This is a genomic window from Lautropia mirabilis, from assembly GCF_900637555.1.
GTDB classification, from domain to species: Bacteria; Pseudomonadota; Gammaproteobacteria; order Burkholderiales; family Burkholderiaceae_E; genus Lautropia; species Lautropia mirabilis.
Map to the genome: position 1 here is coordinate 1,931,480 of NZ_LR134378.1, position 23,364 is coordinate 1,954,843.

At 67.8% G+C, this 23,364-nt stretch carries 11 protein-coding genes; 3 read left to right on the forward strand and 8 right to left on the reverse strand.

Annotated features, from left to right (window positions below; genetic code table 11):
• Nucleotides 1–245: 245 nt before the first annotated feature.
• Nucleotides 246–1,610 carry an anaerobic C4-dicarboxylate transporter gene (locus EL249_RS07880; protein WP_005673261.1) on the forward strand — a complete coding sequence of 455 codons (1,365 nt, stop codon included), beginning with the start codon at nucleotides 246–248 and terminating at the stop codon, nucleotides 1,608–1,610.
• 46 nt (nucleotides 1,611–1,656) lie between these two features.
• On the opposite strand, the gene EL249_RS07885 is transcribed toward EL249_RS07880, so the two are convergent.
• The 7 genes from EL249_RS07885 to EL249_RS13560 all read right to left on the reverse strand — a co-directional run bounded on the left by EL249_RS07885 (nucleotide 1,657) and on the right by EL249_RS13560 (nucleotide 19,490).
• Entirely contained in the window at nucleotides 1,657–2,076 is a 420-nt protein-coding gene (locus tag EL249_RS07885) for a VOC family protein (RefSeq protein ID WP_005673260.1), read from the reverse strand.
• A gap of 59 nt (nucleotides 2,077–2,135) precedes the next feature.
• Nucleotides 2,136–2,729 carry an energy-coupling factor transporter transmembrane component T family protein gene (locus tag EL249_RS07890; RefSeq protein ID WP_005673259.1) on the reverse strand — a complete coding sequence of 198 codons (594 nt, stop codon included), beginning with the start codon at nucleotides 2,727–2,729 and terminating at the stop codon, nucleotides 2,136–2,138.
• Nucleotides 2,722–3,528 (reverse strand): energy-coupling factor ABC transporter ATP-binding protein, encoded by an 807-nt coding sequence (locus EL249_RS07895; protein WP_005673258.1) that lies wholly within the window; start codon nucleotides 3,526–3,528, stop codon nucleotides 2,722–2,724. Before EL249_RS07895 ends, EL249_RS07890 begins: the two co-directional genes overlap by 8 nt.
• 63 nt (nucleotides 3,529–3,591) lie before the next feature.
• Entirely contained in the window at nucleotides 3,592–4,479 is an 888-nt protein-coding gene (locus EL249_RS07900; protein ID WP_005673257.1) for a 4'-phosphopantetheinyl transferase family protein, read from the reverse strand.
• An 86-nt stretch (nucleotides 4,480–4,565) separates the two neighbouring features.
• Entirely contained in the window at nucleotides 4,566–5,087 is a 522-nt protein-coding gene (locus tag EL249_RS07905; RefSeq protein WP_005673256.1) for a hypothetical protein, read from the reverse strand.
• Between the two features lie 232 nt (nucleotides 5,088–5,319).
• Nucleotides 5,320–11,025, reverse strand: a complete 5,706-nt coding sequence (locus EL249_RS07910; RefSeq protein WP_005673255.1) for a non-ribosomal peptide synthetase — start codon at nucleotides 11,023–11,025, stop codon at nucleotides 5,320–5,322.
• Nucleotides 11,026–11,123: 98 nt separating this feature from the next.
• Nucleotides 11,124–19,490 (reverse strand): type I polyketide synthase, encoded by an 8,367-nt coding sequence (locus EL249_RS13560; RefSeq protein ID WP_005673253.1) that lies wholly within the window; start codon nucleotides 19,488–19,490, stop codon nucleotides 11,124–11,126.
• Between the two features lie 398 nt (nucleotides 19,491–19,888).
• Here EL249_RS13560 and EL249_RS07930 point away from each other — a divergent pair, with 398 nt between their 5' ends.
• Nucleotides 19,889–20,914 carry a GDSL-type esterase/lipase family protein gene (locus EL249_RS07930; protein WP_170169603.1) on the forward strand — a complete coding sequence of 342 codons (1,026 nt, stop codon included), beginning with the start codon at nucleotides 19,889–19,891 and terminating at the stop codon, nucleotides 20,912–20,914.
• Nucleotides 20,915–20,958: 44 nt separating this feature from the next.
• On the opposite strand, the gene EL249_RS07935 is transcribed toward EL249_RS07930, so the two are convergent.
• Nucleotides 20,959–22,032 (reverse strand): succinylglutamate desuccinylase/aspartoacylase family protein, encoded by a 1,074-nt coding sequence (locus EL249_RS07935; RefSeq protein ID WP_040529789.1) that lies wholly within the window; start codon nucleotides 22,030–22,032, stop codon nucleotides 20,959–20,961.
• Between the two features lie 510 nt (nucleotides 22,033–22,542).
• Between EL249_RS07935 and EL249_RS07940 the strand changes: the two genes are divergently transcribed.
• On the forward strand, nucleotides 22,543–23,361 hold the full coding sequence (locus tag EL249_RS07940; protein ID WP_169311668.1) for a DUF4136 domain-containing protein: 819 nt from the start codon (nucleotides 22,543–22,545) through the stop codon (nucleotides 23,359–23,361).
• Nucleotides 23,362–23,364 lie beyond the last annotated feature (3 nt).

Below are 23,364 nucleotides of genomic sequence, written 5' to 3' on the forward strand. Positions count from 1 at the left end.
CCGTTGTCGAGCTTTCCGGGTACGCCTGCTGTGCTGCCTGTCGACAACGGTCCACTCAACAGCCAGCCCCTCCGACTGACCCGGCGTTGCCTGTATCGACAGGCCCCGTGCGAGGGACGACCGATGGTATGAGTGCGACATGGACAGGAGCGGCACGAACTCTCGACTACCATGGGTATAGAATCAGATTGTCAATTAATGTCATAGAACGGGCGGCAACGGATACCCCGCATTCAGGAGCGATCATGTTGAGCACATTGATGCAACAGATGGGCATCCATCCATTCTGGGCACAGCTGCTGCTGTTGCTGGTCATCATCTACTTCGGCATCCGCTTCGGTGGGGTGGCACTGGGCCTGCTGGGCGGGCTGGGCATCACGCTGCTGGCTTTCCTGTTCGGCGTGGCGCCCGGCAAGCCGCCCATTGATGTCATCCTGATCATCATCGCGGTGGTGACCACCTCGGCCACGCTGGAAGCCACCGGGGCGCTGAACCTGATCGTGCGGCTGGCCGAGAAGCTGCTGCGCCGCCATCCCGAGCGGGTCACCTACCTGGCGCCGATCTGCACCTTTTCGCTGACGATGCTGGTGGGGACTGGGCATGCGGTCTATCCGCTCCTGCCGGTGATCTATGACGTGGCGTATTCCAAGGGGATTCGTCCCGAGCGCCCGATGGCGATTGCGTCGGTTGCCAGCCAGATGGGCATCACGGCCAGCCCGGTGTCCGCCGCTCTGGCCACGGTGGTGGCCATCGCTGCCACCAACCATGTGGCCATTTCGGTGCCGCAGGTGCTGTGTGTGACCGTGCCTTCATGCATCATCGGCATGCTGGTGGCGGCCACCTGGAGTCTGAAGCGGGGCAAGGAACTGGCCGACGATCCGGATTTCCAGGCCCGGATGCAGGATCCCAAGATGCGCGAGTACATCGAGGGGGGCAGCCATTCGGTGCTGGGCGAGGCCGTGAGTTCGCAGGCGCGCAGTGCGCTGACGATCTTCCTGCTGGGTATCGTGGCCATCGTCTGCCTGGCTTCGGTGGCGCAGCCGCTGCTGCCGCTGGATGCCAAGGGACAGCCGCTGACGATGGTGCCGGTGATCCAGTTCGTCATGCTGGCGGCCGGCGCGCTCATCCTGTTCTTCACCGGCGTCAAGCCCAAGGCCATCTCGGATTCCAAGGTCTTCAATGCCGGCATGATCGCGGTGGTGATGATCATGGGTATTGCCTGGATGAGCGATACCGTCATCTCGGGCAACAAGGGCTACATCACCGACCTGCTCAAGGCCGAGGTGGAACGCCATCCGTGGACCTTCGCCCTGGCCATGTTCACCTTCTCGGCCTTCCTGAAGTCCCAGGCGGCCACGCTGACGGTGATGCTGCCGCTGGGCTTTGCGCTGGGGCTTTCACCGGCCACGCTGCTGGGATCGGTGCCGGCCAGCTATGCATACTTCTTCTTCTGCTTCTACCCGAGTGATCTGGCAACGATCAACTTCGACCGTACCGGCACCACGCACATCGGCAAGTACATCCTGAACCACAGCTTCATGATGCCTGGCCTGATTGGCGTGGGGGTGGCCACGGTGGTGGCGATGCTGATCGCGCAGGTGGTGGTGTGAGGCAGGGGGCTGGCGGTCCTGGCGGAGGTTCTTCCGCTGGTGACCGTCAGCCCCGCAGTTTCTGCAGGAACGGATTGTGGGCGATTTCCCACAGGAAGCCGTCCGGGTCCGCGATATAGCCGCTGTAGCCGCCCCAGAACACTTTCTGGGGCGGTTTGATGATGGTGACGCCATGCTCGCGAAAGCGCGCAAAGAGCGCATCGACCTCGGTGGCGGTGGCCAGGTTGTGAGCCATCGAGAAGCCGGGAAAGCCGCCCGGCATTGTGACAGGGCTGTCATGGCCGGCATCCTTGGCCAGCGCATCACGCTGGAACAGTGCCAGTATCAGCGCGCCGCCCGTCTGGAAGAACGCAATGTGCTCGTTGCTTTCGGCGCTTTCCTGCCAGCCGAAGACTTCCTGGTAGAAACGGCGTGATCGGCCAACGTCCGCAACGCCGAGAGTGATGTAGTTGATGTGCTGGTCCATGATGAGATCGAACGGGGTCGGGGCGTGGTGGACGGGATCAGCCGTGGGGGGCGCCGGCTTCAGTCCCCCAGTCGCGCAAACAGCGCATCGGCCACGCGGCGGGTGGTCTGCAGCATCTGGATGGTGAGGGGGGCGATGAGGCGCCAGCCGCCGGGCCGGCCGGTGCGCAGGCGCCAGGCGTCGTCGAGCTTCTTCCATTGCACGAAGAAGTGCTCGATGAAGCGCAGCATCAGGCCCAGCTGCAGGGCCAGGCGTTCGGGGGACAGGCCCACCAGGCGCAGAGGCTGCAGTAGCCATTCCAGCACGTCCAGCAGCGCGGCGGGACGGGTGGTGACGGTCAGTACAGCTCCCAGGCTGCAGGTGCAGGCCAGCCGCACGGTGGCGGACCAGGCCAGGTCCGGACGGCCCATCCACAGCTGAAAGAGTGCCACCAGGCCGGCGGCCACCAGCACCGAGAACATCAGGCGTTGGGCCGGACGGGTGGCGCGACCCAGGCTCAGCCACAGGGCCAGCGCCAGGCCGGCGATGATGCCCAGGATCAGCGGGTCCTTCACCCAGAAAAGCACGAGGCCCAGCAGTACCAGCAGGGCCAGCTTGAGGCCGGCTGGCACACGGTGCAGCCAGCTGGGGATGTCGCTGTAGAGGCTACCCATGGTGAGGTGCCGCGCCCTGGGTGGGACGAGCGGTTTCAGTGGCGCGGGCGCCTTCCGCGAGCTGAGCGGCTTCAGCGGGATGGGGGGCTTCCGCGGGGTGAGCGGCTTCAGCGATGAGCTGGTGCACGTGTGTTTCGTAGGCGGCGCAGACGTCCGGGCCGTTGCCGTCGGCACGGACCTGCCCCTGGTCCAGCCATAGCACGCGCGGGTAGGTGCGCACGTGGTCCAGCAGGTGGGTGGAGACGATGAGCTGGCGGTCGCTCCGGTTCAGGTCATGGGCCAGGCGGGCCTGGCCGGGCAGATCCAGGCTGGCATAGGGTTCGTCCAGCAGCAGGGTGGCGGGCCCGGCCAGCAGCAGCGTCAGCCAGCAGACGTGCTGGCGCTGGCCCTGGCTCAGTGCCGAGATGGCGCGTTGCGCCCAGTCGGACAGGCCACGCTGTGCCAGAAACTCGCGTGCCTTCTGCAGGGCCTCGAGCTTCTTCAGGCCGGGCAGGCCCAGGGCCAGCTCTTCTTCCACGGTGGGGAAGATGATCTGGTCGTCAGGGTTCTGGAACATCATGCCGATGCGCTGGCTGCGCTTCAGACGCCCCTCGCGCTGATGGATGTCCATACCATCGATATGGATGCTGCCCTGATCGGGGGCTTCCAGGCCGCACAGCAGGCGCAGCAGGCTGGTCTTGCCGGCGCCGTTGTTGCCGATGAGACCGATGCGGTCCTCGGTCAGTTCCAGCTGCAGGCCGGCAAAGACGGGCGTGATGCCGCGTGTGAGGTGTACGTCCTGGAGGTGCAGGGTGGGCATGGGCAGATGACAGGATCGGGCGACGGGCTGAAGCCGGCATGCGGCGGGTCTGGGGGGACGCCTTCAGTAGGAAAACCGATGGATTCTGGCACGAAAGGGGGTGGGCGATGAAACCGTGACCAGTTCGGAACCCAGGTCGAAGGTGGTGGCGTACAGCGGTGGGCGTTCGCCCTCGGCGGTGGGCAGGCGCACGTCCGGGTAATGGATGAGGACCTGCGGAAGCTGGTGCGCTTCCGGGTGATCGGTGAGGAGCGCCGGTGGAATCGGGTGGGGGCCGTGGTATTCATGGCTGGAAAAATCACCGGGCTGGCGCGGTGAGGCGGGCTTGCGGACCGCCGTGGCCGGATCCAGCCGGTCGGGATGATGCCGCTGCAGGAAGGCAGTGAGTGTTTCCACGTCGGGCAGCTGGCTGTCCAGGGTGTTGAGCGACCCCATGCCGCTGATGCCCTCGCCCCAGGCCTTCAGCGTGGATTCCTTGCGGGTCCACATCAGCAGGAAGGCCAGTTCGCGCAGGCTATCGGGCATGGCCAGCAGCAGTTGGGCCTCATGGGGGCGGGTGACGCGATGGACCAGCGAATCCAGCATCTTTACCTCGCGCCCCAGTACCTCCAGATCAATGCCCAGTTCCTGCGGCCCCAGGGCCACCCAGGCGACGTGTTCGCTGTGGGTCAGGTTGAAGTGCAGGGGGCTTTGATGCGCCGGATCCAGGCTGGGCTTGCCTCTTGGGCTGCGCACGAAACGCACGTCGGCGGGCGAGACATGCAGCTGGCGTGCCAGCAGGGCGCGCAGGCCGGCACGGGTGGCGCGGTAGCGTCGTTGCAGGTGCTCGAAACGGAAGCGCTCGGCACGGGCGTGTTCGGACGCGGCGATCCAGTGTTCGGATTCGGGAGGACGGGGCGCATCGAGATCGATGCGCCAGCAATCGACGACAGGAAGGTTCGCGTCCGGCATGACGGTTTCGGGAAGGGATAGGGACTGATCTTCCGAGTTTACTGCCGCATGCCTTGCCGTCTGCCCGCGGAGACCCGTGTTTCCCCCTATTTTGCGGCGGCCTTGATGCGCAGGATCTCGCGCACGAAGTCGTTCATGCGTCGGGCGAAGGCGGGGTCATCCAGCCAGCCGATGAGGGCAAAGGTGTCGGGCTTGCCACCGTCGTCGGCTTCGACGCACTCGCCCTGGTAATGCTGGAAGAAGATGGCCTTGCCGCCACGGATCTTGCCCCGATGCAGCACGGCGATGCGGCCGTTTTCATCCTGGGCGAAGACACCGGAAATGGCACGGCTGATGCCCTGGACGGGAAAGTTGATTTCTGCGGCCAGCGAGACTTTCTTGCCGGCCACCGGGGCGTCGGTACCGAAGCCGTTGAAGTGCTTGGTGTCCTGCGACTGGCCGGCGAACCAGAGGCCCAGCGTGTCGTCGTAGGCCACGTCGGCCTCGAAGCCGCCGCCGGCACCGCCGACGGTACAGGCAACGCGCTGGGGCAGCGCGGTCTGCAGCTGATGGACGAGGGTTCTCTGGGCGTTGTTGATGTCGGCGGCGCTGCTGATGACGGTCAACATGTCGTTCGGGTCTCCTGGTGGATACGGGATGGTGGATGTCATCTTAGTCGATGATGGGCATGCATCGGCCCGGCTGGTCTTCGGGCTGCGGGTTCCTGATCATCGGTAACGTGCGGTCGTCGGCGCCATCACCCGGCCTTCAGTGCTCCCCAAAAGGCACAGGGGCGGCCCGACATCTTCGTCGGGCCGCCCCTGTCGGGCGCCATTCAGGACGCTTTCAAGGCGCGTCGGATCAGTGCCGCTTGCGCAGGCCGCCCAGCATGCGGGCCATCAGGCCGCCTTTCTTGCCGGCGGTGTCCGCCTCGGGCGCGGGGCCGGATTGGGCCTCTTCATACGCGTGGGCCACCTGGGCCAGCGTCTCGAAGACGAAGCGGCGCGGGTTGACGCGACGGCCGGTGAGCACCTCCATGCGGGCGATGGCCTGCATCACCAGCATCGAGTGGCCGCCCAGGTCGAAGAAGTTGTCATCGGACCGGATGTCATCGGTGCCCAGCAGGTCGGCCCAGACGCCGGTCAGCGTGGCTTCCATCGAACCCGCCTCTTCGGCGGGCAGAGGCGCTTCGGCCGTGGCCGCACCATCTGCGGCGGCATCCGGGGACGGGGCAGCCTGGGTCTGCACGCTGCTACCTTGCTCGGTGGCAGATGCCGCAGCGGTCGCAGGCATGGTTGCCGGCGTGTTGGCGGCTGCCGAGGCCTGGGCAGCCGCGATCACTTCACGAGCGGCTGCGTGCCCGGTACCGATCCCTTCCCGGACCGGCGCGGCTCCTGAGGGGGCCGTGCGGGTCGCCTTCTCGATGCCGATCTCTTCACCGAAGCCGGGCTGGTGCACCGGTGCGGCCGACGAAGGCTGGGGGGCAGCGGCCCGGGACGTGGTCGTCGGCGTGGACGGCAGGGTGGTGACCGGATGGTCGACCCCACAGAGCACGGCCGTCGGAATATGCGTGAGCATGTCCGCCAGCGGGGTGTCGGGCGTGCTGTCCAGCCAGCAGGTCAGCAGTAGCTGGTAGGCCTCGGCGATCCGGCGCACTCGCAGTGCGTCGAAGATGTCGGTGTTGTACTGCAGGCCGCCCACCAGGTGGTTGCCATTGGCCAGGAACCACAGTCCCAGGTCCTCGGCGGTGCCCGGTTGCAGCACGTACAGCGGCTTGTCGTGCAGGTTGCCCCACTGCAGCTGGCGTGCCGTGGCTTCCTGGAACGAGAAGAAGGCCTGCCAGAGCGGGGGACGGGACTCGTCACGGGACGGGCCCATGGCCTGCAGGATGCGGTCGGCCGGCACATCACTGTTGCCGAAGGCGGTCACGACGGTCTGGCGGACCTGTTCGAGCAGTTGGCGGATGGTGCGCGGAGCGTGCTCGCGGGCACCGGCGCCAGCCGCCATGCCGGCAGGCGTGGCGCTATCCGGGCTGGCGTGGGCCCCTGCATGGGACGAGGCCTGATCGTTGCCGAAGTGGAAGGTGAGCGGCAGGGCGTTGACGAAGAAGCCCATCACCTGCTCCAGCTCGGGCAGCTCACGGCCACGCACGGGGGTGCCGATGCGCAGCGTGGGCTGGCGCGACAGGCCGTGCAGCAGCAGGGCCCAGACGGCCAGCAGCGTCATGAACGGGGTGGTGTGCTGCTGGCGGGCGTGCTCGCGCAGCCGGGCCACCAGGGGCTCGGGCAGGTACAGCCATTCAGTGCTGCCCAGGCCGCTCATGCGGGCCGGGCGCTTGCGGTCGGCCGGAACGTCCAGAGGCGGCAGTTTCGGATCGATGATCGACAGCCAGTGGTCGACCTGTTTCTGCAGCGTGTCGCTCTTCAGGAACTGGTGGTGCCAGCCGGCAAAATCGCCGTAATCGATGGCCAGCGGCGGCAGCGGATCGGCTGCGCCGGGTTTCTCCATCTGGTGTGCATACAGGGCCGCCATTTCCTGATACAGCAGGTCGAAGGACCAGCCGTCCCAGATGATGTGGTGCGGCATGAAGAACCAGACGTGCTGCTCTTCGCCCAGCCGGAACATGCGGGTGCGGAAAAGCGGTGCGCCGTGCAGCGGAATCGGTTCCTGAGCCAGCGAATCGATGGCATGACGCAGGGCCGCTTCCTGGGCCTGGCCCTGCAGCTTGCTCAGGTCCATCGCCGGGAAGAGCGAGACCTGCAGGTTGTCCATCACGCGCTGCTCGGGCATGCCCTGGGCATCGGTGTCGATGACGGTGCGCAGGATCGGCTGGCGCTGCATCAGCTGGTTGAATGCACGCTGGAAGGCGTATTCATTCAGCTTGCCGGTGAGACGGTGGGCCGACGGTGTGTTGTAGACCGGGGTGCCGGGGTTGATCGACTCCAGGAAGTACAGCCGCTGCTGCATCAGCGACAGCGGCGCGACACTGCGGTCAGCGCGACGGGTGATGGTGTCGGCCGGCTCGGCAGCGGGCACGTGGCTGGCGGCGGGGGCAGCAGGCTGCTCGGTGGCCTGAGCGGAAGGCTGCCCTTCGCCCCCCTCCAGCCAGGCAGCCAGCTGCAGTGGTGTCGGGGCCTCGAACAGCGCCGCCAGCGGAAGCTTGCGGCCCAGCTCACGGCCCAGCGCCTGCAGCAGCTGGGCGGCCAGCAGCGAATGACCACCCACGGCGAAGAAGTCGTCGTCGTCGGACACTTCGGGCAGGCGCAGGTATTCGGCCATCAGCGCGCGTACGCGGGGCAGCAGCGTGGGCGCCGAGGCAGCAGCCTGTGCGGGCGAGCTGGTCGGCGCGGGCGCCGCGGAGGCTGCGGCGATCGTGGCAGCAGCCGCTTCGCCTGCCGTTGCCGGGGGCGTGCTGGCAGCGGGTGCGCTGGCACCGGGGCGGGCGGCCGGTTCGGACGAACGCGGTGCTGCATTCCGGGCGCTGGCGGATGGCTGGGGCATGACGGTGCTGGCATGCCGGTTGGGAATGCTGCGGGCCAGCTGGTCAGGCCGGGGCAGGGCCTTGCGGTCGATCTTGCCGTTGGGCAGCAGCGTGAAGGTGGGCAGCCAGACGAAGTGTTGCGGCACCATGTAGTCGGGCAGCTGCTTGCGCAGGTGGCTGCGAAGGGCGCTGGCTTCTTCACGGTTGGCTTCGCGCGGGGCGGCCTCGGGATCGTCGGACACCATGTAGGCGACCAGGCGCTGATCGCCGGGCACGTCCTCGCGCACGATGGTGACGACCTGGGTGATGCCCTCGAAGGTGGACAGTACCGATTCGATCTCGCCCAGTTCGATGCGGTAGCCGCGCACCTTCACTTGGTGGTCCAGACGTCCCAGGTGCTCCAGCGTGCCGTCGTGGTGCCACCGGCCGCTGTCGCCGGTGCGGTAGGCACGACGTCCGACGACATGTGCAGATTGATTCTGTTCCGAATGATTCTTGATGAAATCATCCGGAATGAACCGATCTTCGGTGAGTTCAGGGCGGTTCAGGTAGCCCAGCGCCACACCTTCGCCGGCAATGACGATCTCGCCGGCTGCGCCCACCGGCACCTCCTGGCCATGGGCGTCCACGATGTGGATGCGGGTGTTGTCGATGGGGCCGCCGATGCGGATGTACGACGGCTGCGGCGGAACCTGCCAGCAGGTGGACCAGACGGTGGTCTCGGTCGGGCCATACATGTTCCACAACGTGAGTGGCAGCGCGGTGAGGTCGCGTGCCAGGTCCAGCGGCAGCGGTTCGCCACCCACCAGGGCACGGAAGCCTTCGGTCGGTTGCCAGTCAGCGGCCAGCAGCAGGCGCCAGGTGCCCGGAGTGGCCTGCATGACGGTGATGTTCCATTGCTGCAGGCGCTCGGCCAGGCGATGGCCGTCGCCGGTGTCGTCGCGGTCGGCCACGTAGACGGTCCCACCGGCGATCAGCGGGGTGATGAGCTCCAGCAGCGCGATGTCGAAGGACAGCGTGGTGACGGCCAGCAGCCGGTCGCTGGCGCGGATGCCGGGTTTGCGCTGCATGGACAGCAGCAGGTTGGCGGCAGCGCGATGCGGCACGGCCACGCCCTTGGGCTTGCCGGTGGAGCCGGAGGTGTAGATGACGTAGGCGGCTGCTTCGGGGCGGGACAGGTCCAGGCGCTTCTCGATCTCGCCGCTGGCGGGCAGATCCTGGACCAGCTCGTCGGCCGAGATGGTCAGTGTGCGCTCGGCCGGCCAGTTGAACTGCTGACAGACCTCGACGGTCTCGGCATCGGCCAGGACGAGGGCCAGGCCGGCGTCTTCGGCCATGTAGGACAGGCGATCCTGCGGGAAGTGCGGATCAAGCGGCACGTAGGCGGCACCGGTACGCCAGACGGCCCACTGGGCCACCACCATGGCCACGCCACGGGTCAGGCACAGGCCGACGCGACTGTCGGGGCCGACACCGTATTCCTGCAGGCGCAGGGCCAGCTGGTGGCTGGCATCCAGCAGGGCACGGTAGCTGAGCTGATGGCGGGCATCGACCAGAGCGGTCTTCCGGGGCTGGGTGATGCCGATGCGGTCGAGCAGGGCCACCGGGGTGCGGCCCAGACCCTGTTCGTGTTCCGTCCGGTTCCAGCGGGCCAGCAGTGCCTGCTGCTCGGCATCCAGCGCGGGCAGGTGGCCGACGGGGCGCTGCGGGTTCTGTGCGATGCCGGCCAGCAGGGCGGCGTAGCTCTGCAGCCACTGCTGGATGCTGGCATCGTCGAAGAGCGCGGTGCTGTACTGGCATTCGATGCGCAGGCCGGTGTCCAGCGGGGTGAGGTTGAAGAACAGCTCGAAGTTCTCGAAGCGACGGGCCACCGGGTGAATGGTGGTGTCGAAGCCGGGCAGTGCGGTGAGCGCCGGATCCAGTCGCTGGTCGAGGTTGAACATCACCGACACGAGCGGCAGCCGGGACGGATCGCGCCGCAGTGCCAGGTGACGCAGCAGGGTGCCGAAGGTGAAGCGCTGGTGGTCGAAGGCATCGAGCAGTTCACGCTGCACGCCGGCCAGCCAGTCGGCGGCAGTGGCTTCGGTATCGATGCGGCCACGCACGGGCAGCAGGTTGACGCAGTGGCCGACGATGTCGGGCAGCTCGGCCGCCATCTGGCCGGCGGCGGGCACGCCCACCACCACATCGGGGCTGCTGGTCAGGCGCGACATCAGCAGTTCGAAGCCGCCCAGCAGCAGCGAGAACAGGCTGATGCGCAGGCTGCGGGCTGCCTGCTGCAGGCGCTCGAAGTCGGCGGCCGGGATGAGGTGGTCGATGCGGTTGGCCGCGACCTGGCGACGGGCAGGGCGCGAGTGGTCGGTGGGCAGATCGGTGACGGGGACGTCCTTGGCGTAGCGGCCGGTCCAGAAATGCACGTTGGCGCCGGCTTCGGCGCTTTGGGCAAAGCGGGCTTCGTCGGCGGCGTAGTCGGCGTAGGCGGATGACGCCAGGGGTTCGCCTCGCATGGCGCGCGCCAGGTCACGCAGCACGATGCCGAAGGAGTAGCCATCGCAGACCAGGTGATGGGCGGCCAGCAGCAGCACGCCATGCTGGTCGGTCAGACGCAGCAGGTGAGCGCGAAAGAGCGGGCCTTTGCCCAGGTCGAAGGGGGCGGTGACCACCTGCTGGCGCCAGTCGGTCAAGCGCCGGTTGCGGGTGGATTCGTCCTGCATGCGCAGATCCACCACATCGAAGACGAGCGGAGCTGCGTCGGCGGGTTGCACCAGCATTTCGGAGCCGTCGTCGCTGAAGACGGCGCGCAGGGCCTGATGGGCCTGGTGCACGGCCTGGCAGGCGCCCTGAAGACGGGTGACGGCAGCATCGTCGAGCGGGCCGCGCAGGTCCAGCTCGACGGCTTCGTTGTAGGCCAGTGAGGCTTCGCGGCCCAGATGATCGGCCAGCCAGACCTCGCGCTGGGCATCGGTGGGCGTGATGACCTGTTCGATGGCTGCGGCAGCAGGGTCGGCCGCGAAGGGGTCGAAATCCACCGCCACGCCCACCAGGCCGGCGGGCAGCGGGTGTGAGGGGTTGGATTCGTGGCTCATGGCTTTTCTCTCTGGTGGAATGTGGGGTCATTTCGGCGGACACCCCGGCCGGGGTGTGGGCCAGGGTGTCCGTCGATGCCTTCTTGTGGTTATGTGGGTCAGACGCTGGTCTTCAGTTGCATGTAGCTGCCGGGCCGGTCGGGGTCCGCGATGAACCAGGCGGCCTTGCCCTGGGCGTCACGCCCCAGGCGGGCACCGGGTACCGGCGGCTTGGTGGGGTCGAAGCTGGCAGACGCGTCGGCGGCATTCTGCACGGGTTTGCCGGGCAGGAAACCGTCGGCCTGCAGTTCCAGCACCGACTCGCAGAAGGCCTTGCGGATGGCTTCGACATCGGCCTCGCTGTGCGCCGTGGTCATGAAGCAAGGGAAGTTGTCGAGGATGTGGATGCCGCGGCTGCGCATCATGGCAAACAGCAGGTCCTGGTACGGGTGATCTTCGGTGAAGACGATCCGCCAGACCGAGGCGAAGTGCTTGACTGCGATGGGCGCACCGTGCTCCTGGCAGAAGGCGTTGAGCGAATCGGCCAGTTGTGTGGTGGTCTCGGTGAGCTTGCGTTGCAGCTCGGGACCCGCTTCCTTCAGGTACGAGAGCACGGCGTGGCAGGCGGCCAGCGCCAGCGGGTGCCGCACGAAGGTACCGGCGAAGTAGGTGACGCCGACGGTGGGGATCGAGTCGTCGCCATACTGCCAGGCGCCGCCATCCAGGGCATCCATGTACTGGCGCTTGCCGGCGATGATGCCGATGGGGAAGCCGCCGCCGATCACCTTGCCGTAGCTGGCCAGGTCGGCGCGCACGTCGAAGTGGGCCTGGGCGCCGCCGGGGCCGGTGCGGAAGCCGGTGACCACCTCGTCGAAGATCAGCAGGGAGCCGGATTCAGCGGTGATGCGGCGCAGCTCGTGCAGGAACTCGCGCGGCTGCAGGTCGGGGCGACGGCTCTGCACGGGCTCGACCAGCACGGCGGCCAGGTTGTCGGCGTTGTCACGTACCCATTGCAGGGCGTCAGGCTCGCCATATTCGAGGATGACGACGTTGGCGGCGGTGTTGGGCATGATGCCGGGGGCGGCTGGCATGGCACGACCCCGGGCGCCCAGACGCACGATCACTTCGTCGAAGATGCCGTGGTAGGAACCGGCGAAGACGGCGATGCGCTCGCGGCCGGTGACGGTGCGGGCGATGCGCACGGTACCCATGACGGCCTCGGAGCCGGTGTTGCAGAGTGCGGCGCGATCGAAGCCGGTCATTTCACAGACCAGTTCGGTGACGGGACCGGCCAGCGGGTGCTGCGGGCCGATCTCGTAGCCGAGGTCCAGCTGGCGACGCACGGCGTCGAGCACGAAGTCGGGCTGCCAGCCGAACAGGCTCATGCCGAAGCCGTTCAGGGCATCGACGTACTCATTGCCGTCCAGATCCCACAGGTGCGAGCCCTTGGAGCGCTCGATGACGATCTGGTAGATCATCTCCTTCAGGCGCGGGCGGAAGCCGTTGACGACGCGCGGGTCGGCCGAGTGCGGGCGATGCTTCTGCGTGTAGTCGCGCGAGGCGCGGGTGCGGTCGACGTAGCGCTTGATGAAGGCATCGAGCCGGGCTTCCTGGCGCGGGGTGAGTGCGTCGTGCTGCTGGCGGTAGATGCGGGCGATGGCGCCGAAGGCACGTTTCGGATCGTCGGTGGGACGCTCGTCGGCGTCAGCACTGCTCGGGGTGGGGCTGGATGAAGCGGCCACGGCCGGGACGGCGGACGCCTGGGCTGGCGCAGCGGCGACCGGCGCATCGGTGGCGTTGATGACGGCCTGGGCGGATGCTGCCATGGCGGGCTGGCCGGTCAGCAGGCGCAGCTGGTTTTCCATCAGCTGCAGCTGCTGGCTGAGCAGGTACGAGACGCTGTCGACGGCGCCTGCCGGGGCGACCGGGGCCAGCAGCGGGGCCTGGGCGGGCATGCTCGGCATGGTCGGCTGCAGGGCCGTCGGTGCGGCCGCGGCAGGAAGCTGAGGGGCCGCGGCGACGGTGCTGTCCGCGGCGGGGGCGGCCACGGCGGCGTCGGCCGGCAGGATGCCGTCCAGGTGCTGGACGACGGCATTGGGGCTGGGCAGGTCGGTCATCAGCTGGCGGAAGCTGATGGGCGCGTTGAAGTGGCGCTTGATCTGCAGGGCCAGCTGGGTGAGCAGCAGGGAGTCCAGTCCCAGGTCGACGAAGGCGCTGTCGCGGTCCTCGGGGCCGACGGTGATTCCGCAGACTTCATCAATGGTATCGGCCAGTTCCTGATGCAATCTCGCTTGGCGATCGTTCGTGCTCATGGTGTTCGTGTGCTGCTTGAGAGGGGTCGGGTTTTCTGAAAGGGATGGGACGGCCGTCGCAGCCTGGGGGGAGGCGGCACAGACCGTGGCAGGAGGGATGGCAGCGTCCGGGGCTGCATGTCGGGCCGGATCCGCTGTCTGCCGTGTTGCGGCCTTCACCGATTGACCGGCATGCGCCTGCAGGGCAGCACGCAGGGCGCCGATGGCGGCTTCAGCAGCGGAGATCAGGCCCTGATGGTCAGTGCTGGCCACGGATGCGGCCACCGGCACGGAAGACGGTGCCAGCGGCTGGTCCCCGGCGACGGGATGCGCCGGACGGGCCGGAAGCGTGTTCGTCGCGGTGGGGGCCGTGCTGGCAGACGGCGCGGCGGCCAGAGGCACTGTGCGGGCCTGTGCACCGCAGGTGGCGTATGCGGCAGGCGGGATGTGGGCGGCCCGCCCGTCCGCGGCCGGTGCATCCAGCCAGTAGCGCTTGCCCTCGAAGGGGTAGGTGGGCAGCGGGACGCGGCGGCCCTGGGCCGGGGCGAGGCTGGCCGCCGGCAGGCGATCCAGACACCACAGCCGGGCATGGGCGCGGGCAAGCGACCTCACCTCGTCATCAGCCGACTCCAGGCTGGCGACGCAGGCTGGCGCCTTCCTGGCGGGTGCGGCACGGCGCACCAGGTTGACCAGAATGCGGCCGGGACCGACTTCCAGGAAAGTGCTCTCGGGGCTTTCGGCCAGGACATGCTGCACGGCATCGGCAAATCGCACGGTGTCGCGCAGCTGCGCAGCCCACCAGTGCGGGTCGGTGGCTTCGGCATCGGTCAGCGGTCGGCCGGTCCGGCCCGAGACGATGGGGATGGTCGGGGCCGACAGGCTTACCCGGGACACGGCCCGCTCGAAGGGCGAGACGGCCGGCTCCATCATGGCCGAATGGAAGGCGTGCGAGGTCTTCAGCCGCTGGTTGGCGATGCCTTCGGCTTCCAGCTGCCGTGCCAGCGCTTCAATGGCGGCTTCGGGGCCGGCTACCACGCAGGCTTCGGGCGCATTGATGGTGGCGATCGACAGCTCCGAAGGCAGTCGCGGCGCGACCTCGGCAGCGGGTTGGCGTACGGCCAGCATGGCACCGGCCGGCAAGGCCTGAATGAGCTGGCCACGCAGGGCAACCAGCCGGGCAGCATCGGCCACCGGCATCACGCCCGCAATGACGGCGGCCGTGAATTCGCCCAGGCTGTGACCCACCAGCAGGTCGGGCAAAAGCCCCTGGTGCTGCCACCAGCGGGCCAGTGCGTATTCGATGGCAAAGAGGGCCGGCTGGGTCAACGCCGTCTGGGCCAGGTCGGCCTCACTGCCGTGAAAGACGAGGGCACGCAGGTCGGCACCGCTGTGGCGCGTCGGGTTCTGAGGGGCTGCGCCGGATGCGGCCGGATGTCCGCCGGGGGTATGGTCGTCCGGACGTGTGTGTCCGTTGTTCGGCAGGCCGCTGTTCTCGGCGGACTGGATGAGCGTGTTCAGCCACGGATGGCCGTTGGCTCCGGGCAGGGGGCCGATGGCCTCGGCCACTTCATCGAACGCGCGGGCAAAGACGGGCTCCTGCTCGTAGAGCTGACGCCCCATGGCAGCGTACTGGGCGCCCTGACCCGGGAAGAGCCAGACCAGAGGGCCTTGGGCGGCTGCCGTTGCATGGATGTGGTCGGGGGCGCTGTCGTTTTCCAGCGCGGCGATGGCCTCGTCCAGTGTTCGGGCCAGCACGCACTGGCGATGCGGCAGCGGACTGCGGCCGTGGGCCAGCGTGAAGGAGATGTCGCTCAGGTTGGCAAGCGCCGTCGACAGGAACGGGTCTGCGTCCTGGCCGGCGCGTGTCGCGCTCTTGTCTGCAGGATCGTCAGCCGCATCCGTCCGGGCTTGCGCTGCCTGAAGCCGGTGCAGGTGCTCGGCCAGCTGGCGACGCTGGGTGGCCAGGGCCGTGGGGGTGCGTGCGCTGAGCGGAAGGAAGGCGAGCGCTGCATCCGCGGTATGGGCGGACGGGGCGGCAGCTGCCTGCACGGTACCGGTTGCAGGGGCACCGAGCGCCAGGTCGGCCGGCGCTTCCTCGATGATGATGTGGGCGTTGGTGCCGCCCACGCCGAAGGCGCTGATGGCCGCACGCCGCGGCGTGCCGGGGGTGGCCGGCCATGGCGTGGCCTCGGCGGTGACCCGGAACGGGCTCTGTTCCAGCTGCAGGCCGGGGTTGGGCTTCCTGAAGTGCAGGGTGCCGGGGACGAGGTTGTGCTGCAGGGCCATCACCGTCTTGATGGTGGCTGAAGCACCGGCGGCGATGACCGTGTGACCGATGTAGCTCTTGAGCGAGCTGAGCACGGCAAAGCCGGTGTCCTGGGTCTCTTCGCGCCAGGCACGGGTGAGGGCGCGCACTTCCACCGGGTCGCCCATGGGGGTGGCGGTACCGTGGGCCTCCACGACCTGGATGCTGCGGGCAGGCACGCCGGCGTCGTCCAGGGCGGCGCGGATGACGGCATGCTGGCCTTCCACGCTGACCGCGGTGAAGCTGGCCTTGTTGCCACCGTCGTTGTTGATGCCCACGCCGCGGATGACCGCGTATACGGTGTCGCCGTCGCGGCGGGCGTCAGCCAGGCGCTTGAGCAGCACCACGGCGGCACCGTCGGAGAACACCGTGCCCTGGGCATCGGCATCGAAGCTGCGGGTGAAGCCGTCAGGCGAAAGCATCGAGCCGGCTTCGTGGCGGTAGCCGCTGTTGACCGGTGCGGTGACGGCAACGCCACCGGCCAGCGCCATCCGGCACTGACCGGCACGCAGCGCCTGCACGGCCTGGACGATGGCCACCAGCGAGGTGGAGCAGGCGGTGTGCACCGAGACGGCGGGCCCCCGCAGGTCCAGCCGGTTGGCGGTGCGGGTGGCGATGTAGTCCTTCTCGTTGTCGAGCATCACCTGGAATTCGCCCAGGGCGGCGATCTTTTCCGGGTAGTGCTGCAGGTGACGCTGGAAGTAGGTGGCGTTGTACATGCCGGCGAAGACGCCGATCTGACGGTTGCCGTCGCGCGGGGCCTGGCCGCCCTGCTCAAGGCACTGCCAGGCCAGTTCCAGGAAGATGCGCTGCTGCGGATCCATCAGCTCGGCTTCGCGTGGGCCGATGCCGAAGAAGGCGGCATCAAAGCGCGCCGCGTCGTCGAGCACGCCGCGCGCCGCCACGTAGTCGGGGTCGCCGGTGAGGCTGGCGGGCAGGGAGGGGTCCAGCTCCTCGGGCCGGAAATGACGGATGCCGTCACGGCCGGCGATCAGGTTCTGCCAGAGTTCCTCGATGCTGGCGGCGCCCGGGAAGCGCCCGGCCATGCCGATGATGGCAATGGTGCGCTCGTCCTCGTCCGTCGGGGGCGCGACGTTCGCCTGGCCGGCAGGGGCAGCATGCGGGGCGCCGTCGTCCGTACCAGGGGCAGACTGGCTGTCCGGATGCGTTCCGGCAGGCGGGGTCGTCTCGGCCGGGGCCTGATGGGATGCGTGCCCGGGGCGGGCCGCAGCATCACCAGGTTGCAGGATGTGCTGCAGCTCGGCGGCCGGCACGCCTTCCGCGATGCGCGCGGCAAAGGCCGTCACCGTGGGGGTGCCGAAGAAGTCCTCAATGCCGATGGCCGGTCCGAAAGTCTGCTGCAGGGCTTCCAGGGCCTGGGCGGCCAGCAGGGACGATCCCCCCACCTCGAAGAAGTTGTCGTGGGCGCGCAGGCCCCGGATGGCCAGGATGGGTTCCAGCAGCGCGATGATGCGCTGTTCGAGCCGGCGCTTGAGCGCAGGGGTCAGGGCCTGGCTGCCGGTACCTGCCTGGCCATCAGGGCGAGGGGGCGTCTCGGTCGTGCGAGGTGTGCCGGATACAGGTTGTGGTGTCGATGACGCAGCGGATGCCGCGATCTCGCGTTTATTCTGGTTTGAATGTGCAAGATCTGTATCGATTCCGGTTACGTCACGGTCTGTAACCTCCGTGTCTTCTGTAAAACCTGTGTCGACAGAGTTTACGGGTGTTGTGTCTTTGGTCTCCATGGCCTGCAGGGCGCGGCGGTCCAGCTTGCCGTTCAGTGTGATCGGCAGTTGTGGGACGGCCACGAAACGTGCGGGCATCATGTAGATGGGCAGGCGCTGGCGGCAGTGGTCACGCAGGGCGTCGTCATCGGGCAATGTCTGGCCGGCGGCTGCCACCAGCCAGGCCACCAGGCGGCGCTCGCCATTGGGCGGGCACTCGTCGGTGATGGCAGCATTGGCCACGGCCGGATGGCTGGCCAGCACGGCCTCGATCTCGCCCGGCTCAATGCGAAAGCCCCGGATCTTGAGCTGGCCATCCAGCCGACCCAGGTACTCCAGGCGGCCATCGTCGAGCCAGCGCACGGCATCGCCGGTGCGGTAGAGCACGTCGTGAGGACCACCGAACGGATCGGCAACAAAGCGTTCCTTCGTGAGATCCGGGCGGTTCAGGTAGCCCAGGGCCACGCCCGGGCCACCGATGTAGAGTTCGCCGGTCAGGCCGGGGGGAACGGCATCGCCCAGCGGGCTCAGCACGCGCACGTAGGTCCAGTTGATGGGGCGCCCCAGCGGCACGGAGGCGTGGCTGTCCAGATCGTGTTCGGACACCGGCCCCGTGACGGCGAAGGTGGTGGTCTCGGTGGGGCCGTAGCCGTTGATCAGCTGCAGCCCGGGCAGCGCCTGTAGTGCCCGGCGCACATGACGGGGCGACAGCGCCTCACCGCCGGTCATCAGCGTGCGCAGACCCTGCAGGTGCAGCGGATCCTCGTCGACGATGCGGTTGAAGAGGGCAGCCGTCAGCCATGCGGTGTTGACCCGTTCGGTGCGGATGGTCTCGGCCAGGCCGCTACCGGAGGGGATGGCTTGCGGATGGACGACGCAGGTGCCGCCATTGAGCAGCGGGCCCCAGATCTCCAGCGTCGAGGCATCGAAGGCCAGCGGCGCTGCGTGCAGCATCACCACCTTCGGACCCAGCGGCGCGTAGTACTGGCGGTAGACCAGCCGGACGATGGCACGATGGGGGATGACCACCCCCTTGGGCGTGCCCGTGGAGCCGGAGGTGTACATCACGTACGCGGGTTGGCGTGCGGGGCTGCCGTACCGGGCCAGTTCCTGCTCGGACAGCCGCTCCGACAGGCAGGGCACCGTGTCGAATCCCACGAGCGTGTCAGTGTCGTCGTGGTCGATGCCCTCGATGTCCAGCATCGGTATGCCGCGTGCCTTGGCCAGCGCCAGCTGATGGGGCTGGGTGTGCGAATCCACCAGCAGCAGCGTGGGCTGGCTGTCTTCCAGCATCAGCGACAGGCGCTGTTCCGGGCTGGCCGGGTCGATGGGTACATAGACGGCACCCAGGCGCAGGATGCCCAGCATCAGGGCGATGGCTTCGGGCCGGCGCGACAGCAGCATGGCCACGCGGTCGCCGGCCCCCACGTCCAGTGCCTGCAGGCGGGCAGCGTGGCGCAGCGAGATCTCGCGCAGGGTCTCGTAGCTCCAGGTGACGCCGGGCGTGCCCGGCATGCGCACAGCCGTGGCATCGGGATGGCGTCGGCACTGCAGGTCGAAGCGCTCGATGACGGTGGCCTGCGGCAGGCGCGCGTCCCCGTCGGTGGGACCGGACCAGGTCTGCAGCACCAGCGGCCGGATGTTGGAGGCCAGATTGGAGAACTGGCGCAGCTGCTGGGGGCCCTGCAGCACCAGCTCGATCAGCAGGTGGCGCAGCAGTCGCCGCCAGCCATGCAGCGCCACGGCATCGTAGCGGCCGCTGGGTGAGCAGATGGTTACGTCTTCGCCGACAAAATGCAGCGAAATGTCAGCCTTTTTACGGGACGTCGACGATTCGGTATCGGGCGGGATGGCATCATGCCCAGCAGGCATGGCGTTCACGGCGTCGGTTTCGGCCGGCAACCTGGTCTGGTCGGCTTCCTCGACGAACAGCGCCAGCCCGGTCTCGCCTTCCCAGGTGTTGCGTCCGTTGTCCACGTGCTGGCGTGCAAGCGCCAGCAGGCTGGCGGTGTCGCCCAGTTCGCCGGGTAGCGTGCCGCCACCGATGCGGTGGTCAGCCAGCATCCAGGCGGCCAGCCAGGGTACAAGCTGGGGTTCGTCCTGCCGCCGGCGCGCTGCCAGGGCCGTGGTCAGATTGGCGGGAAGCTTGATCGAGATGGAAGCCACAGCTGCGAGAATCCGGTTGGATGAGAAAGATGCCGGATGGTTTCAGTCCTCCCGTGAGGGTAGGTGATTCATTCCAACAAGCAATCTATAGACGCATGATCGGTTTTGAACATGGGGCCAGTGGCAGGTGGCGTGTTTTCCGCGACGCATCGACCGATGCGACGGGAGCGCAGCCTGCCCGACCCGCCAATGCTAGCGTGACTGTTCAGAGTCGCCCATCTGAACGTTTGTCACATATTTTCAGTAAAACAATGCTGAGGGTGTTGCTTCTGGGCATCGGTACTGGTATGAGCCTGGCCGCCTGCACGCCCGACAGCGATCCGCCGGCGGCTGCGAATCGCGGCCACGTCGACACCCATCCTGGTGGCGTGGCCACCGACAGCAGGAGCCCGGACCACATGTCTTCCTTCAATGGCGGAGAGCCGACCAGCCCGAAACTGCGACTGGCCGTCCTGGGGGACTCCGACAGTCATTCCTTCCATGATGCGGTTTCGCTGCACTACGGCACGCCCGAGGCGCGCGGTGGGGCGCAGCAGGCCAGCACCTGGCAATGGACCGAGATCCTCGGGAGGCTGCGTCCCCGTGACATCGATCAGGGGCCTTTCGGTGAGGTGGGCAGCAGCGGGGCTGGCGCCTGGCTGCGGCGCAACGTGATGGGCAGCCTGGTGCGGCAGCACAAGGAAGACTTCCGCTACAACTTCGCCTTCAGTGGCGCCACCTGCGGTGCACTCAACAACCCCACCTTCGGGCAGGTGCCTGGCCTGCTGGCCGAGATGGCCCGTGATCCGCAAGGCTGGAAGGACGTGCCATCGGTGGTGCTGATCCGTATCGGCATCAATAGCCTGGGCAAGCGCGAGGACCTGCAGGCCTTTGCGAAGACAGGGGCGGATGCTGACAATCTGGCCCGGGTGCAGGCCTGTGCTGACCAGGTGGCCCAGGCCGTGTCCGCGCTGAAGGCCCGCGATCCGGCGCTGGACATCATCCTGGTGGGGATCCTGAACAACGTCGACTGGCCACCGCTGCACGCCAGCTTCCGCAACGCGCAGGAGCAGACGAACATCGCCGCCGTGCTCGATGCCTACGACCAGCGCCTGCGCCAGATCGCCGAGAGCACGAAGGGCGTTCATTTCTTCGATGACCGCGCCTTCTTCCGGCACTGGTTCGGTGCGCGTGATGCCCAGGGCCAACCGGCCTACAAGCAGGTGAAGCTGCTGGGCAAGCGCGAGGTGAGCGTCACGCAGGGCGATGAGCCCTGGAATGCCGTCATCGGCGATGGCCATGCCGGAACGGTCTGGAACGGTCTGTGGGCTGCCGCGATGGTGAACGAGTTCAACCGCATCAAGGGTCTGGACATCCCGCCGATCCAGCCGGTGGAAATTGCGCGCGCCGCTGATCCGGACGGGCGCTTCGGCCTGTCCGAGTGAGGTTGTCCCGGGGCCGGCTTCGCTCGCTGGCCCCGGGGGGCTGCTCAGCGCAGCAGCCGCCGACCCGGTCGGGCGAAGTAGAACCATTCCCGTCCCGGCGGTGTTCCGGGGTTGGGGAACACCACGTAGCCATCTTCCGGCGCCGTCAGCGGCAGGCCGTCGGCACGGAACGCAATGGGTTCGCCCGCTGCCACGCGGTCGAATGAGCGCCAGTCGCGGGCGAAACGGTCGCCGGTGGCGTGCCGGTCGAAGACATCGTACAGCTCGATCAGCTCGAAGCGTGCGGCCTGGTCGTCGGCCGGCGGGGTGAACTCGCTGCGCGAGAAATCCGGTGAGGGTTCAGCGGCCGGCGGGGCATCGTGGTCATGGCAGGTGGCAGGGGCCGCGCCTTCCTCGGGCAGCAGTCCGCCCATGTCCAGCAGGCGCAGTGCATTGTCGATGGCGGCACGCGCCACGGCCGGTGCCTCCGGATCCAGATGCTGGCCGCATTCCACCGTGACGGCGTACCCGCCATGGGCCCGCATGTATTCGGTGGTGCCAATGCCGTAGGAGATGCTGCCGTTCTGGCGACGGCGCACCCCCTTGGCGTAGGCGGCCAGCCAGCCGTAGACCAGCCGACGGGGGCCGATGGCCTGCGCCAGGCGCTCTTCCTCGGCCGAACGCCTGAAAGGCTCCAGCTCCTCCTGGTTGTCGGCAGGGCCGAAGAACACGAAGGGCTCGCCCGGCGCCGAGAAGGTGTGCAGGTCCACCAGCACGTCGTGGCTGGCCAGGATCGGTCCCAGCCGGGTGGCGATGCGATCCTCGACGTTCTCGGGCGACAGGCTGGGACGGAAGTCACGGTTCAGGTTGCGGTCGCCCTCGCGGCGGCCGGCAGCCCAGGCCACCGGATTGGCCACCGGCACGAAGGTGAGGGTGCCGCGATGCAGGATGCGACGGCCCTCGGCGAATTCCGCCAGGATCTGCCGGATGGCGATGGGTCCGGCCGTCTCGTTGCCATGCACGCCGCCCATCACCAGCAGGCGCGGGCCAGGGCGCAGCGCATGGTACTGGTGGACCTCGATGACGCGTGAGGCACTGGGTTTGGTGGGCTTGGTGGCGTTGGTGAGCGAGTCGGCCATGGTGAATCGGGCGAAGGTCGAGAGAAGGTGCAAGGCGGAAGCTTGCGGCAGCCGTCCGGCCTGATGTCCCGGGCGTGTCTGCCCCGGGACATTTCTGAAAAAAGGACTGGAACGAGATTACCAGAACCTGGCCAGGGCGGCAGGCGGACATGAGCATGATGCTGGGCACTGGGCACTGGGCACTGGGCACTGGGCACTGGGCACTGGGCACTTGGTGCTGGGTGCTGGGTGCTGGGTGCTGGGTGCTGGGTGCTGGGTGCTGGGTGCTGGAGCCGAGGCCGGCGGTTTTTCAGCCTGTGGTGCAGGGCATGCCGGGTATGTGGGTCAACGTCCAGTGCCCGATACCCGTTTCAGGACCCGGCACCGGCTGCGAGTGTCCGGGGGCAGGTTTCGTCTTCGGGGGGGCGTGCCGCACCGGATGGGCCGGGGGATACGTCCGGGTTATCCGCCGCCAAGGGGGCGGAGCCCCGTTATGATTGTGCAGAGGGAAGATCCATGGAGCGACAGTCGATGCAGCATATTCCGATGGCACGGTCGGGCGCCTGGCGCCGGCTGGGGCTGGCAGCCACGATGGCCGGCGCGATGCTGCTGGGCGGGTGCGCCACCTATTTCGGCGCCGAGGTCACGGCCTACCACCAGCAGGAACCGGCCCTGCAGGGGCTGAGCTTCCGCTTCAAGCCCGACGCGGACCAGGCCAACAGTCTCGAATACCAGACCTATGCCGGGCTGGTACGCGAACAGCTGCTGGCGCATGGCCTGAAGGAAACCGGCAGCAGTCGTCCGGACGTGGACGTGACGCTGGAATATTCGGTGGACAACGGCCGGCCGGTCAACTACAGCCAGCCCAACTACGCCTATGTCTTCCAGGGCTATCGCCAGGTGGCGCATCAGCGCACCGATGCCAACGGCCAGGTCGTTACCTACTGGGAGACGGTGCCCATGTATGGCTATGATCTGGTGGGCTATTCGACCTACCAGCGCACCATCTACCGCAAGCAGGTCAAGTTGGCGCTGACGGGCACGAAGCCGCTGCCGGGACGGCCGGCGCGCCTCTATGAAGGCTCGGTCGTGTCGGATTCCGAGGATGGCGCCCTGAACAACGCCGTGCCGCTCATGGTGAAGGCACTGTTCCAGGACTTTCCGGGGCCCAATGGTGTGACCCGCCATGTGCAGGTGCGCCTGGATGGCGACGAGAAGGTTGCCGATGAAACCCGGGCCAAGGGAGAAGGGCAGCCCTCGGGCAAGGCGGTGAAGGAAAACGCGGCACCGAAGGGTGCCGCGGGCCGGCAGGCTGCCGGCTCATCCCGTCCGCCCCGTGAGGGGCACTGAGGG

Coding starts and splice junctions, on each gene's coding strand:
- EL249_RS07900 (WP_005673257.1), bottom strand. CDS start 4,479: ATGCCGGACGCGAACCTTCCTGTCGTCGATTGCTGGCGCATCGATCTC.
- EL249_RS07885 (WP_005673260.1), bottom strand. CDS start 2,076: ATGGACCAGCACATCAACTACATCACTCTCGGCGTTGCGGACGTTGGC.
- EL249_RS07880 (WP_005673261.1), top strand. CDS start 246: ATGTTGAGCACATTGATGCAACAGATGGGCATCCATCCATTCTGGGCA.
- EL249_RS07910 (WP_005673255.1), bottom strand. CDS start 11,025: ATGAGCCACGAATCCAACCCCTCACACCCGCTGCCCGCCGGCCTGGTG.
- EL249_RS07940 (WP_169311668.1), top strand. CDS start 22,543: ATGCAGCATATTCCGATGGCACGGTCGGGCGCCTGGCGCCGGCTGGGG.
- EL249_RS07930 (WP_170169603.1), top strand. CDS start 19,889: ATGTCTTCCTTCAATGGCGGAGAGCCGACCAGCCCGAAACTGCGACTG.
- EL249_RS07895 (WP_005673258.1), bottom strand. CDS start 3,528: ATGCCCACCCTGCACCTCCAGGACGTACACCTCACACGCGGCATCACG.
- EL249_RS07905 (WP_005673256.1), bottom strand. CDS start 5,087: ATGTTGACCGTCATCAGCAGCGCCGCCGACATCAACAACGCCCAGAGA.
- EL249_RS07890 (WP_005673259.1), bottom strand. CDS start 2,729: ATGGGTAGCCTCTACAGCGACATCCCCAGCTGGCTGCACCGTGTGCCA.
- EL249_RS07935 (WP_040529789.1), bottom strand. CDS start 22,032: ATGGCCGACTCGCTCACCAACGCCACCAAGCCCACCAAACCCAGTGCC.